The sequence below is a fragment of the Salsipaludibacter albus genome, from assembly GCF_019798055.1.
GTDB lineage: Bacteria > Actinomycetota > Nitriliruptoria > Nitriliruptorales > Nitriliruptoraceae > Salsipaludibacter > Salsipaludibacter albus.
The window spans coordinates 26190-38137 of record NZ_JAHOPH010000020.1 but is presented as its reverse complement, the minus strand read 5'-3'; the positions used below and the strand labels follow the sequence as shown (position 1 = coordinate 38137).

Annotated in this window: 9 protein-coding genes; 5 read left to right on the top strand and 4 right to left on the bottom strand. The window is 71.3% G+C overall.

What is annotated here, in order from left to right; all coding sequences use genetic code 11:
- Positions 1-16 precede the first annotated feature (16 nt).
- Both KR546_RS12695 and heR read left to right on the top strand, forming a co-directional pair.
- Positions 17-1141, top strand: coding sequence for an acyl-CoA dehydrogenase family protein (locus KR546_RS12695; RefSeq protein ID WP_238445122.1), 1125 nt, complete (start codon positions 17-19; stop codon positions 1139-1141).
- A 109-nt stretch (positions 1142-1250) separates the two neighbouring features.
- A complete protein-coding gene (gene heR / locus KR546_RS12690) occupies positions 1251-2015 on the top strand; it encodes a heliorhodopsin HeR (RefSeq protein WP_238445088.1) in 765 nt (254 codons plus the stop codon).
- 39 nt (positions 2016-2054) lie between these two features.
- Here heR and KR546_RS12685 read toward each other — a convergent pair whose 3' ends face one another.
- Both KR546_RS12685 and KR546_RS12680 read right to left on the bottom strand, forming a co-directional pair.
- On the bottom strand, positions 2055-2303 hold the full coding sequence (locus tag KR546_RS12685) for a putative acetyltransferase (RefSeq protein ID WP_238445087.1): 249 nt from the start codon (positions 2301-2303) through the stop codon (positions 2055-2057).
- The gene (locus KR546_RS12680; RefSeq protein ID WP_238445086.1) at positions 2300-3826 is read right to left on the bottom strand and encodes a Ppx/GppA phosphatase family protein; all 1527 of its coding nucleotides are present in this window, start codon (positions 3824-3826) and stop codon (positions 2300-2302) included. Before KR546_RS12680 ends, KR546_RS12685 begins: the two co-directional genes overlap by 4 nt.
- Positions 3827-4059: 233 nt before the next feature.
- Between KR546_RS12680 and KR546_RS12675 the strand changes: the two genes are divergently transcribed.
- The 3 genes from KR546_RS12675 to KR546_RS12665 all read left to right on the top strand — a co-directional run bounded on the left by KR546_RS12675 (position 4060) and on the right by KR546_RS12665 (position 8600).
- On the top strand, positions 4060-5703 hold the full coding sequence (locus KR546_RS12675; RefSeq protein ID WP_238445085.1) for an alpha/beta hydrolase domain-containing protein: 1644 nt from the start codon (positions 4060-4062) through the stop codon (positions 5701-5703).
- A gap of 156 nt (positions 5704-5859) precedes the next feature.
- Positions 5860-6489 (top strand): TetR/AcrR family transcriptional regulator, encoded by a 630-nt coding sequence (locus tag KR546_RS12670; RefSeq protein ID WP_238445084.1) that lies wholly within the window; start codon positions 5860-5862, stop codon positions 6487-6489.
- On the top strand, positions 6486-8600 hold the full coding sequence (locus tag KR546_RS12665) for an alpha/beta hydrolase (protein WP_238445083.1): 2115 nt from the start codon (positions 6486-6488) through the stop codon (positions 8598-8600). Before KR546_RS12670 ends, KR546_RS12665 begins: the two co-directional genes overlap by 4 nt.
- A gap of 68 nt (positions 8601-8668) precedes the next feature.
- Here KR546_RS12665 and KR546_RS12660 read toward each other — a convergent pair whose 3' ends face one another.
- Both KR546_RS12660 and ppk1 read right to left on the bottom strand, forming a co-directional pair.
- Positions 8669-9538: an NUDIX hydrolase gene (locus tag KR546_RS12660; RefSeq protein WP_238445082.1), complete on the bottom strand. Its 870-nt coding sequence runs from the start codon at positions 9536-9538 to the stop codon at positions 8669-8671.
- A gap of 137 nt (positions 9539-9675) precedes the next feature.
- Positions 9676-11886 (bottom strand): polyphosphate kinase 1, encoded by a 2211-nt coding sequence (gene ppk1, locus KR546_RS12655; RefSeq protein ID WP_238445081.1) that lies wholly within the window; start codon positions 11884-11886, stop codon positions 9676-9678.
- Positions 11887-11948 lie beyond the last annotated feature (62 nt).

The window sequence follows — 11948 nt, the reverse complement described above, 5'->3', positions numbered from 1 at the left end:
CCTGGACGTCCGCTCGATGCTCGACGAGCAGGAGCGCCTGCTGGTCGACACCGTCCGCGACTGGGTCGGCGACCGGGTGCTCCCCGACATCGGCGACTGGTACGACCAGGGCATCATCCCGGCCGAGCTGGCCGGCGAGCTGGGGGACCTCGGGCTGCTCGGCATGCACCTGGAGGGCTACGGCTGTGCCGGGTCGTCGTCGACCGAGTACGGGCTGGCCTGCCTCGAGCTGGAGGCTGGTGACTCCGGCGTGCGCAGCTTCGTGTCGGTCCAGGGCTCGCTGGCGATGTACCCGATCTGGGCGTTCGGCTCCGAGGAGCAGAAGCAGCAGTGGCTGCCGGAGATGGCGGCGGGACGGGCGATCGGGTGCTTCGGCCTGACCGAACCCGACTCGGGGTCGGACCCCTCCTCGATGCGCACCACGGCCAAGCGCGACGGCGACGACTGGGTGCTGAACGGCACCAAGATGTGGATCACCAACGGGGGCGTCGCCGACGTCGCCGTCGTGTGGGCCCGCACCGACGAGGGCGTTCGCGGATTCGTCGTCCCGACCGACACCGACGGGTTCTCCGCCCGGCCGGTGCCACCGAAGATGTCGCTGCGGGCGTCGGTCACCTCCGAGCTGGTCTTCACCGACCTGCGCCTGCCCGGCGACGCGGTCCTGCCGGGCGTGCAGGGGATGCGTGGGCCACTGTCGTGTCTCAACGAGGCACGTTTCGGCATCCTGTTCGGTGCCGTGGGAGCCGCCCGGGCGTGCTACGAGTCGGCCCTGGACTACGCCGGCACCCGCGAGCAGTTCGATCGACCGATCGCCTCGTTCCAGCTCACCCAGCGCAAGCTGGTCGAGATGATGGTCGCCGTCAACAAGGGCATGCTGGTCGCACTGCACCTGGGTCGCCGCAAGGACGCCGGTGAGCTGGCCGCCACCCAGGTCAGCTTCGGCAAGATGGACAACGTGGCCATGGCGCTGGAGGTCGCGCGGACCGCGCGGTCGGTGCTGGGCGCCAACGGGATCACCCTAGAGTACCCGGTGATCCGGCACATGAACAACCTCGAGTCGGTCTTCACCTACGAGGGCACCAACGAGATCCACACGCTGATCCTCGGCCAGGCCCTGACCGGCATCAACGCGTTCACCTGATCATCCCCTCGTCGGCGCACCGAGCCCGGCGAGCACCCGTCGCGCCGGTGGGGCCGCGACGGCGGACCCGGCCCCGAGCCGGCCCGCCCGACCACCCCGAGGAGTCCCCGTGGCGACCGACGTGACCATCGACGACCACCGCGCGTCCCGACTGCGCCGCGACAACCTGGTCATGGCAGTGCTCCATGCCGCCCAGGGCGTCGCGGTCGTCGTGCTGGCCAACGACTTCACGCTGCCGGTGACGGCGAGCTTCCTGGAGGGACCGCCCGGGACGGACCCGGCCGCACCGACGACCGTGTTCGACCTGGACGTGGCCTGGGGCGTCGCCGTCTTCCTGTTCCTGTCCGCGGCCTTCCACCTGCTGGCCGGGGTGGTGCTGTTCGACCGCTACCGCGACCAGTTGGCGCGAGGCCAGAACCAGCTCCGCTGGATCGAGTACTCGCTGTCGGCCTCGGTCATGATCGTGCTGATCGCGATGCTCACCGGGATCTCCGACCTGGCTGCGTTGGTGGCGCTGTTCGGGGTGAACGCCGGGATGATCATGTTCGGCGCGGTCCAGGAGCGCTACGAACGACCGGGCGGGTCGCTGTGGCCGTTCTGGCTCGGCTGCGTCCTGGGCATCGTGCCGTGGCTGGCGATCGGCTTCTACCTGGTGTCGCCGGGCAGCGCCGCGGACGCCCCCGGGTTCGTCTACGGCATCTTCGTGTCGCTGTTCCTGTTCTTCAACAGCTTCGCGCTGGTGCAGTGGCTGCAGTACCGCGAGGTCGGCCGCTGGTCGGACTACCTGGTGGGGGAGCGGTCCTACATCGTGCTCAGCCTCGTGGCCAAGTCGGCCCTGGCATGGCAGGTGTTCGCTGGCACCCTGGCCGGCTGAGCGGCTGGCAGGCCCCGGCCGCGGCCCGCCTCCCCGTCATCACGTTGGGCGACCCGGTCGACGTCGGGGTGGGGCCGCCGGGATCAGCTTGCTGGCCACCAGGCGGGCGCGGTCGACCACCACCTCCTCACCGGATCGACGACGGACCGTGAACGTCATCGCATCGGCGGACACCAACTCGCCGACGACGTCCGTGGGGACCTCGCGTCCGTCGTCGTCGACCAGGTGGCGCACGGTGACGCGGTTGCCCACGTGCTCCGGGGTCACCTCGTCGCGGTAGCGGGTCATGCCGTCGGCCCGGCGGGTGCCACCGTCACGACCACCGTCACGTCGAAGACCTGTTCGAAGAAGGCGGTCCGGCGCTGGACCTCCTCGACCGCGACGTGCAGCTGGTCACCACGCAGACGCAGCCCGACGACGTCGCGGTTGCGGCGCACCTCCACGTCGTCCACGGCCTGGTCGCGCGCCCGGTCGAGGCCGTCGGCCACCTGGACCAGGGCCACCAGTTGGCGGGCCACCTCACGGTCGGTGTCGTCCATTGCCGCGAAGGCTGGGAACTTCGCCGACATCCCCCGGGTGGAGTGGAACCGCGCCATGCAGCACAGCATCGCGGTCTCGCGGGGCGAGAACCCTCGCAGCTCCATGTGCTCGATCAGGTAGGCGCCGTGGTGGTGCTGGCGTCGCAGGGCGAGGGACTGGCCGACGCCGTGGAGGCGGGCGCCGGCCACCAGGAGGTCACGGTCGGCCTCGTCGAGGTCGTGCAGGTCGGTGGTCGCGTCGAACAGCCGGGCGGCGAGCCCGCCGACGTGGTCGAGGTGGGGGTCGTCGGGCAGGAAGGTCTGCTGCATCCGGACGACCTCGCGCTCCCGCAGCTCGGGCAGCGCGGGCGGGACGGCAGCCCGAGCCTGGAGCAGCACGCCCTCGCGCAGTCCCCAGTCGGACACCACGACCTCGTCGATCCCGAGCTCGCGCAGGACCGTGTCCACGATCGTGGCGGCGACGTGGACGTGGTCGGCGCGCTTGGCCTTCATGCCGGGCTCGTCGAGCCGGTCGTCGCGGTCCATCCTGGTCAGGCGTTTCCGCAGGTCCGTGAACTGTGCCCGCTCGAGGTGCAGGAGGTTGAGCGTCGCGGGCAGCCAGCGTCCCGCCCGGGCGGCCGCCACGCGCGCCAGCGCCCGCACGGTGCCCCCGACGGCCACCACCTGGGTGACGTCGTCCAGGGGGAAGTCGTCGATCGCCGGCGCCAGGACCTCGCGCACGTGCTGGCGCAGTCGCGTGACGTCCTTCTTCGACGGCGGGTCGTCGGCCAGCATGCCGGCCAGGCGCGAGACCCCCACGGGGAAGGTCGTCGCGTGGTCGACCGTGTGCCCCGTGCCGACCGCCAGCTCCAGGCTGCCACCCCCGAGGTCGAGCATCAGCCGGGGGGAGGTGGCCGCGCCCAGCGATGCGGCCACGCCGGCGAAGGCCAGTTCCCCCTCCTCGTGGCCGTCGATCACCCGGATCGTGGTGTCGGCCGCGATCTCCATGTGGGCGACGACGCTGGGCCCGTTGTCGGCGTCACGCAGGGCCGAGGTGGCGACGGCCAGTCGCTGCTCGGCCCCCAGCCTGGTGGCCAGCGCCGTGAAGTGGGCGACGACGGCGACCGCGTCGGCCCGCACGTCGTCCGGGATGGACCCGTGCTCGGCGACGACCGCGCCCAGGTGGAGCATCTCGCGCTCGCGTGCGACCGGGACGACCATGCCGGTCTCGTCGACGTCGGCCACGAGCACGTGGAAGGAGTTGGAGCCCAGGTCCAGCACGGACAGGCGCACGGGTGTCCTCGCTCGTCGTGACCGGACGACGAACGTAGCCACGGGCACGTGTGTGGGGCATCGGGAACGACACGGCCGGTGTCGGGGTCGGTGGTGTCGACGCCTTCGGTCGAGGAGGTGGAAGAAGTCTGGATCGGCCGTGGACAAACCTGTCGGGACGGTCTAGGGTCAGCACCACCTCGACCGCTGCCGGTGGGTGCAGGGCACCGGTCGACACAGGAGTGTTCCCCCCAATGGATGTCCTCTCCGTCCGCCGCACGACCACGATCCTCCTCGCCGTCCTGCTCGGCCTCGGCCTGCTCGCGACGGGCGCCACGGCCCAGTCGGCGACCGTCCCCGACGCCGAGGTCACCGGTCCGATCCCCGTCACCTCCGCCGTCGGTGATCCCGCGCACGGCTACCCGTTCCTGGCCACCGACTACGACCTCGCCGGCCATGGCTATGTCGAGGAGGAGTTCTTCCTCTCGGGCCAGGCCACGAGCTACGCCGCGAACGGCGCGACCGACGCGACCGTCATCAGCACCGGGCACGACTACACCACCCGCATCGTGGTCCGGCGTCCGGCCGATCCCGCCGACTTCAACGGCACCGTGATCGCCGAGTGGTACAACGTCAGCAACCAGTGGGACCAGGAGGTCGACTGGTTCCAGACCCACGAGCACCTGGTCCGGTCGGGCTACGCCTGGGTCGGCGTCTCGGCCCAGCGGAACGGGGTCCACTCCGGGACCGGGCTGCGTGCCTGGAGCCCCGAGCGCTACGGCGACCTCGACCTCACCGACGGTGGCGCCGTCACCAACGACACCCTCTCGTGGGACGTCTTCTCGCAGGCCGTGCAGGCCGTGCGTGACCCGGCCGCCACCGCCCCCCTGGGGCAGCTCGACGCCGAGCGCGTCATCGCCACCGGCCACTCCCAGTCGGCCGGACGGCTGTGGAGCTACGTGAACTCCGTGGACCCGCTGGCCGGCGTGGTCGACGCGGTCGTGCTGCACGGTGGCGGCGGCATCATGCGCACCGACATCGACACCCCCGTGTTCAAGATCAACAGCGAGACCGACGTCGCGATCAACCTGCTGGGCGCGGCCCAGCGGCAGCCCGACAGCGACACGCTGGTCACCTGGGAGGTCTCGGGCGCCTCGCACGGGGACTGGAAGCTGATCACCGACTACGGCCGCCTGCGCATCCGCGACATCGGCACGGCGCCCGGCGGCTATCCGGGCACCCCGCAGACCTGCGACAACCCGTCCGGGTCCCGCGTCCCGCAGCACATGGTCCAGTCGACCCTCTACGACCGCGTGGCCGACTGGGTCGCCGACGGGACCCAGCCGCCCTCCGGGCCCTCGATCACCCTCGCCGGTGGCACGGTCGCACGTGACGAGCTCGGCCTCGGGCTCGGTGGGATCCGGTTGGCCCCGCAGGACGTCCCCGTCCGGCTCAATTCCGGGCTGAACAGTGGTCCGGGGTTCTGCTTCCTCGACGGGAGCTCGGTCCCGGTCGACGACGCGACCCTGGCGGACTGGTACCCGGACAGCGACGACTACGTCGACGAGGTCGTGGCCGTGACCGCCAACGCCGTCGCCAACGGCTGGCTGCACGACGACTTCGCGCGTGACCCCGCCTGGTACACCGACGTCGTCGAGCTGGTCGAGGCGCGGACCGCCGACGGCCGACTGGACGACCGGGCGACCGACCGTCTGCTGGACCGGGTGCACCAGGCCGCGGACGCCGCGGACGACGGTGACCTGCGGGCCGCCCGACGCTGGATGCGACAGGCCGACGTGTTCGCCGAGCGCCAGTTGCGGGGCGACGCCGACGCCATCGCGACGGTCAGCCGTGGCACGGCCGCCGTCGTCGGCATCCTCGAGCTCGCGGGCGCCTGATCGTCACGCGGGTCGATGTGCGCCCCGCCCCAGCGGGTGGGAGCGGGGCGCACACTCGACGTGGTTGCCCCTCCGTTCCCCTCTGCTGTTGACGTCGGGCGGTCTCGTGGCTAGTGTTCGGTCGATCGACCGAACGACAGCCAGCGGGGGCAGAGCATGGGGACGGGCGGACCCCGATCGGGGGCGGCGTCGGGGGACACCCGGGCGGCGCTCCTCGACGCGGCGAAGACCTGCCTGCTCGAGCAGGGGTACGGACAGTTGTCGACCCGGTCCGTGACCGATGCCGCCGGGGTGCCGCTCAGCCAGATCCACTACCACTTCGGATCACGCCGCGGGCTGGTGCTGGCGTTGCTGGAGGCCGAGAACGCCCGCCTGCTGGCCCGCCAGTCACAGATGTACGGCAGTGACGCGCCGTTGTGGAAGCGCTGGGAGCAGGCCTGTGACTTCCTGGACGACGACCTCGACTCGGGCTACGTCCGGGTGCTGCAGGAGATGACCGCGGCCGGCTGGTCCGACGACGAGGTGGCTGCGGCCGTCCGCGCGAACCTGGACGGGTGGTTCGCCCTGCTCACGGGCGTGTTCACCGAGCTGGAACAGCGCACCGGCGACGTCGGGCCGTTCGATCCGCAGGAGGCAGCCATCCTCGCCGGTGCCGCCTTCCTCGGCGCCGAGCAGTTGATCCTGCTGGGACTCACCGAGGAGGCCGTGCCCGTCCGTCGCGCACTGCGGCGCGTCGGGGAGATGCTGCGACGGGCGGAGGACCGCGCGGACGGGAGGACACCATGAGGGCACGTGAGCCGGACCGGGTGGGGACACTCGACCACGAGGGGACCACGATCGGTTGGGAGTCGTTCGGGGACGGTCCCTTGACGTGGCTGCTGCTGCCCACGTGGACGATCGTGCACAGCCGCTTCTGGAAACTGCAGGTGCACCACCTCGCCCGCCATGCCCGGGTCGTCACCTACGACGGACCGGGCAACGGCCGGTCCGATCGCTCGGTGGATGCGACCGTCTACGACGTCGAGCGCCAGGCAGCCCTGGTGGGAGCCGTGCTGGACGCCACCGGGACGGATCGGGCGATCCTCGTGTCCCTGTCCATGGGGGCGAACTGGTCGTTGAAGTTCGCCGCCGACCATCCCGAGCGCGTCCTGGGTCAGGTCCTGGTCGGCGCGTCGGTGCCGCTCGCGGAGCAGGCTCCCGACCGCGAGGCGATCGGGGACCACTTCCACGACGAGGTCGACCATCCGCAGGGCTGGGCCAAGTACAACGCCAACCACTGGCGCGACGACCTGCCCGACTTCACGCGGTTCTTCTTCGACCAGTGCTTCACCGAGCCGCACTCGACCAAGCAGCGCGAGGACACCCGGGGATGGGCCGCCGAGACCACCCCCGAGGTGCTCGTGGCCGAGGCCGAGGGCGGGGGGCGCGGGACCGACCGGGACCGCGTGCTGGGGTGGTGCGCGTCGGTCGACCACCCAGTCCTGGTGGTCCACGGCAGTGACGACCGGATCAGCCCGGTGTCGCGGGGGGAGGCCCTGGCGGGCGCCACCGGTGGGGAGCTCGTGGTGCTGGAGGGGTCTGGGCACATCCCGCTGGCCCGCGACCCGGTGCAGGTCAACCTGCTCCTGGACGAGTTCGCCGCACCACTGCGCCCCGCGCCGCCAGCGCGACGCACCTGGACCCGGGGTCGGTCCCGCCGTCCTCGCGCGTTGATGGTGTCGTCGCCGATCGGGCTGGGCCACGCCACCCGCGACCTCGCCACGATCCGCGAGCTGCGCCGCCACCATCCCGACCTGGAGGTCGACTGGCTCGCCCAACACCCGGTCACGACCGTGCTGGAGCGGGCGGGGGAGCGGGTCCACCCGGCCAGTGCCGAGCTCGCGTCGGAGTCGGCCCACGTCACGTCCGAATCCGGCGAGCACGAGCTGCACTGCTTCCAGGCCTGGCGCCGCATGGACGAGATCCTGCTGGCCGACTTCATGGTGTTCCACGACGTCGTCACCGCGACCGACTACGACCTGGTCATCGGCGACGAGGCGTGGGACGTGGACTACTTCCTCCACGAGAACCCGGAGCTCAAGCGCTTCGCCTATGCGTGGTCGACCGACTTCGTCGGCTGGCTGCCGATGCCCGCGGGCGGTGATCGCGAACGATTCCTCACCGCGGACTACAACGCCGAGATGATCGAGCACATCGCCCGGCACCCCCGGATCCGTGACCTCGCGCTGTTCGTCGGCAACCCGGACGACATCGTCGACGACTGCTTCGGCCCGGACCTGCCGAGGATCCGGGACTGGACCGAGGAGCACTACGACTTCCCGGGCTACGTGACGGGCTTCGACCCGGCGGCACTGGGCGACCGCGAGGAGGTCCGCGACGAACTGGGCTACGACCCGGACGAGCAGGTCTGCATCGTGACGGTCGGCGGCTCCGGCATCGGACGCGACCTGCTGGACCGGGTCGTGTCCGCGTTCCCCGCAGCCCGGCGTCGGGTCCCCGGCCTGCGCCTGGTGCTGGTGGCCGGACCACGGATCGACCCGGACTCGTTCCCGGCGCACGAGGGGCTGGAGGTACACGGCTACGTCCACGAGCTGTACCGGCACCTGGCGGTCTGCGACCTGGCGGTCGTGCAGGGCGGCCTGACCACCTGCATGGAGCTGACGGCGTCACGCCGCCCGTTCGTGTACCTGCCGCTGCGCAACCACTTCGAACAGAACCTCCACGTCCACCACCGCCTGCGCAACCACGGCGCCGGTCGCCGGATGGACTTCGCGGCGGCCGATCCGGACCAGCTGGCCGAGGTCATCGCCACCGACGTCGGCCGGGACGTGGCCTACCGCCCGGTCGAGACCGACGGCGCCGCGCGCGCCGCAGCCGCGCTGGCACAACTCCTGTAGGGCCGCGGGGTCACGTGGCGAGACCGGCAAGTGAGCCGTCATCCGGGTTTCGTCGGTGCGACCCTGGCTCAGGTGGGGGGTGGGAGGTACCGGGCGGCGAGGGGGCGGTGGCCGGCCAGCGTCACCCACCACGTGGCGCCCTTCTCCCAGCGCAGGTGGTCGAACCCGGCGTCCAAGGGCGTCTCGGCCACCGCCGACAGGCGGCTGACGAGATCCCCGATGACGTCGCCGTGGCTGCAGATCAGCGCGGCCGCGGGCAACTCGTCGACGAGTTCGAGGACCTGGGCCAACGGGGTCTCCTCGGCGAGCCGCTCGTCGACGACGACGTCCAGGCCGCGTGCCTTGGCCAGCTTCGTGACGGACTGGCGGCACCGCGTGTACGGCGAGGTCACGATCATGTCGATGCGGTGGCCGTCGAGCTGCGTGACGAGCTTCTTGCGTTGCTTCTTGCCCTTCTTGGACAGCGGGCGATCCTCGTCCGGATCGACCGTGCCACGCTTGCCGGCGTGGGCGTGGCGCAGGATCAGCAGGCTGGTGCGATCCTCCAGGGCCGTGGCCAGGGTCGCGCGGTCGGTGCGGTAGGTGAGCCGGCGCTGCGCCTTGTCGATCGGCAGCCAGGCCACCTCGTCGACCTCGCGGTCGGGCTCGCGCGACTCGATGTCGGTCGGGCTCATGGCCCACCAGTGCACCCGCTTGGGTCGGCCCTTGCGGTCGCGGTAGTCGATCGCGCCCAGGTGCGCACCCAGCCGTGCGTGGACCCCGGTCTCCTCGTGCACCTCGCGCAGCGCGGCTGCCGGCAGGTCCTCGCCCCGGTCGAGCTTGCCCTTGGGCAGCGACCAGTCGTCGTAGGACGGCCGGTGGACGACCAGCACCTCGCGGCCCCTGCCCCGCTGGCGCACGACCACGCCACCGGCGGCGAGGACGGGCGAACTGGTCATCGTGGGGGATCCTGTCGAGGGGTCGGTGCCTCGGTGCATCGGTGCGCGCGAGCACACGCTAGCGGAGCCGCCAGGTCGACAGCCTCCGGACGACCACGGGCTCGGGGCGGCCCCGCTCGGCCCCGGCGAGGCCCGACTCAGTCGTCGGCAGCCCGGGTGTGGGCGAGCTCCTGCAACCGCTCCTGGGCGTTGATGCCGTCGACCGTGGGCACCCGGGACCACGAGCCGTCGGGGAACTGCTCCCAGGCCAGGACGTCGTCGGCCAGCACCAGGTCGAGCAGGTCGAGCAGCTGGGTCTTGAGGGCCGCCTCGCGGATCGGGATCAGCGCCTCGATCCGGCGGTTGAGGTTGCGCGGCATCAGGTCGCCGGACCCGATCAGCACGTCGACGTTGTCGCCCGGCACGCCGAAGGCGTAGATGCGGGAGTGCTCGAGGTAGCGCCCGACCAGCGACCGGACCCGGATGTTGTCCGACAGCCCCGGCACCCCGGCCCGCAGGCAGCAGATCCCGCGCACGACCAGGTCAACGGGCGTGCCCGCCTGCGACGCCTCGTAGAGCGCGTCGATCATCTCCGCGTCGACCAGGCTGTTCATCTTCAACACGATCCGGCCACGTTCGGCGCGGGACTCGCGCCGGATCAGGCGCAGGATCTCGGAGCGGAAGGTGGTCGGCGCGGTCACCAGCCGGCGGTAGGACCGCTGGCGCCCGTAGCCGGTCATGACGTTGAACAGCTCGGTGAGGTCCGCCCCGACCGCGGCGTCGTTGGTGAGCAGCCCGACGTCCTCGTAGATCCGGGCGGTCTTGTCGTTGTAGTTGCCCGTGCCCACGTGGGCGTAGCGCACCACCCGCCCGTGTTCCTGCCGCACCACCATGGCGATCTTGGTGTGGGTCTTGAGGCCGGCCACGCCGTAGGTGACGTGGACCCCGACCTCCTCCAGCGTGCGAGCCCACTCGATGTTGCGCTCCTCGTCGAAGCGGGCCTTGAGCTCGACCAGGGCCACCACCTGCTTCCCGGCCTCGGCCGCCTTGATCAGGGCGTTGACGATCGGGGAGTCCGGCGACGTCCGGTACAGGGTCATCTTGATCGCCAGGACATGTGGGTCCCGGGCGGCGGTCTCGACGAAGCGCTGGACGGTGCGCGAGAACGAGTCGTAGGGGTGGTGCACGAGGATGTCGCCGCGGCGGATGCACGAGAAGATGCTGCCGGTCGCGGACTTGCCCAGTGCCGGTGGGACGGCGGTCTTGTAGGGCTTGTACTTGAGGTCGGACCGCTCGAGGTCGTACAGGCTCATCAGCCCGTCCAGCCCCAGCGGGCCACGGATCTTGTCGACCTGCTCGTCGGCGATGTCCATCTCGCGCATCAGCAGGTTGAGGATGTCGCCGGGGATGGACGGCTCGATCTCGAGGCGCACGACACGGCCGAAGCGCCGCCGGGTCAGCTCGGACTCGATCGCCATCATCAGGTCGTCGGCCTCGTCCTCCTCGACCTCCAGGTCGGCGTTGCGGGTGACCCGGAACAGGTGGTGGTCGACGATCTCGTGACCGGGGAACAGCCGGTCGAGGTGGGCGGCGATCACCTGCTCGAGCGGGACGAACCGCTCGCCGTCGGGCATGACGACGAACCGGGGCAGGATCGGCGGGACCTTGACACGGGCGAAGTGGGTGGTGTGGTCGGACGGGTTGCGGACCACGACGGCCAGGTTCAGCGACAGATTGGAGATGTAGGGGAAGGGATGGACCGGGTCGACGGCCAGCGGGGTCAGGACCGGGAAGACCCGTTCCTCGAAGGCCGACACCAGGTAGCGCCGGTCGTCGTCGTCCAGCGAGCTCCAGTCGGAGTAGCGGATGCCCTCGGCGTCCAGCGCCGGGCTGACCTGGTCGTGGAAGATCGTGGTCTGGCGCTCGGCCAGCTCGCCCGCGTAGGCGCGGATCGCGGTGAGCTGCTGGCTGGGGGACATGCCGTCGGGCGGTGGCGTCGAGCGCCCGGCGGCCACCTGGTCCATCAGGCCGGCGACCCGGACCTGGAAGAACTCGTCGAAGTTGGTGGTGAAGATCGCCAGGAACTTCACGCGCTCCAGCAGGGGGAGGTCGTCGCGTTCGGCCAGCGCCAGGACCCGCTCGTTGAACGACAGCCAGGTCAGTTCACGATTGAGGTAGCGCCGGGGCTCGTCGATGTCGGGGTGGTCGGCCAGGACCGCGCGCGACGTGGGCGTGCCCTCGTGACCGTCGCGAACCGTGCGCCCGTGGCGGGTCGGGACCCCCTCGGGCGACGGACGCTCCGACGACCCCGGGGGTGGGTCGGTGACCACGTCGGCGGGGGTCGTGGTGGTGGAGGACTGCTCGGTCATGGGTGACGACCTCGGGGTCCGGGGAACGGGCGCGATCCGGGTGGCATGCGTCGAACGCGGCC